The organism is Enterobacter sp. SECR19-1250, assembly GCF_013391025.1.
Taxonomy (GTDB): domain Bacteria; phylum Pseudomonadota; class Gammaproteobacteria; order Enterobacterales; family Enterobacteriaceae; genus Enterobacter; species Enterobacter cloacae.
Window position 1 is genome coordinate 1 of sequence record NZ_JACASJ010000253.1, and the last position, 1413, is coordinate 1413.

General features: G+C 43.9%; 2 protein-coding genes. Both read left to right on the forward strand.

Going from position 1 to position 1413, the window contains the following annotated elements; all coding sequences use genetic code 11:
• Window positions 1-75 precede the first annotated feature (75 nt).
• Window positions 76-921 (forward strand): hypothetical protein, encoded by an 846-nt coding sequence (locus HX884_RS26385; RefSeq protein ID WP_178329030.1) that lies wholly within the window; start codon window positions 76-78, stop codon window positions 919-921.
• Between the two features lie 75 nt (window positions 922-996).
• Window positions 997-1347 (forward strand): hypothetical protein, encoded by a 351-nt coding sequence (locus HX884_RS26390; protein ID WP_032673100.1) that lies wholly within the window; start codon window positions 997-999, stop codon window positions 1345-1347.
• Window positions 1348-1413: the final 66 nt, after the last annotated feature.

Here is a 1413-nt window from a genome sequence, read left to right on the forward strand (position 1 = left end):
GCGTGATCTGATCCTTCAACTCAGCAAAAGTTCGATTTATTCAACAAAGTCCCGTTAAGGTGGAACTCGTTCTTTGTGTCTTCCGGCGAGATATCATTTTCCCATAAGCTGCGAGAAAAAAAACAAAACCTGCAGGGCGGTCATGAGCATCGGGTTATCAATCTCCAGATTTTCCCGAAAGATGCCGGAGCCCCTGGAGAGGGGCCGGAAATTATTCGTCAGCATGCTGACAAACTTAAGTCGGGACTTGAGCACTTCTGTGGGACGGCTGGACCCGCTTTTCTCCGTAGTCTGCTTTCTCAGACTGATGAAGAGGGGCTTCCCGTGAGTTATCAATGGTTACATGAATCCGTTAAAGCTAAGGTATCAGAATGTGAAGGCCTGCTTCTGGCTGAGCTGATTGATGAAGGGTATCTCCTGACGGATGTTCAACTCCGTGCGCTTCGACGCTTTTCTTTCGTAATGGCTGTAGGTCTGCTGGCGCAGGAACTGGGTATCTTGCCTTACTCTCCGGAACGAATTGCGACCGCCGTCTGGGAAATAGTTGTTCGTTGGCTGAGTGATACCTCTGTGCAATATAACCCGGTCCAGCAAGCATTGATTGATATTCAGCGTGATCTTGTAAAAAGGGAAGGGGCACATTTCATCGGCCTGAAAGATCGTGAGAGCCGTAAACCCGGAAACCACTGGGGGTATATCCACCATACTAATGAGGATTTTTTAATCTTCGCACCTGTATTTGAAGAGTGGTGCCAGAAACATTCATTAAGCGCTCGAGAAGTCGCTAAGGAGCTGGCATGCCGAAAACTTCTTCGGGTAGAAAGTAAAGGGCATTACAAAAAGCGTCCTCTTACTGGTATGGATAAGTGTTACTACCATATTAAGCGGGAGTTTATCAGTGTTGATTTGAATTTTTCTTAAAGCATTATCTGAATGTAGTTAACTAACTTATCTTTAAACTTATTATTCTGAATAAATTAACAGAAGGGGAACCCCATGACTGAATTCTGCGAATTAAATGAGACTCACTTTTTTCCTGGCGCTATTACAGGCTGTGAAACTATTCGTCCACCATTTACGCTTTATGGTCTTATCATGACGCAGGCTAAATGCAATTTCTATGGTATCTGTAGGGAAGTGACAGACAGTGAGTATCCTGAATTAAAAGCAATGATTAACCGGAATGAAAAGATTCGTTTCTTTGCCAGTTATATTTTCAAAGGTAACGTTCGTTATGATTATCTTGGCGAATTACCAACACTATCAATCGATCAGGCTCGCAATAAAGCCCGATATCTTGCCAGAAGTAATGAGGATGAGACCGCTTATGAATACATCCCATTCTGATTGATGAGTTTACCGGCTTTGTTGAATAAATCAGATTTCGGGTAAGTCTCCCCCGTAGCGGGTTGT

Bases quoted from the DNA above. Each gene is read 5' to 3' on its own strand.
- HX884_RS26390 (WP_032673100.1), top strand. From the start codon at position 997: ATGACTGAATTCTGCGAATTAAATGAGACTCACTTTTTTCCTGGCGCT.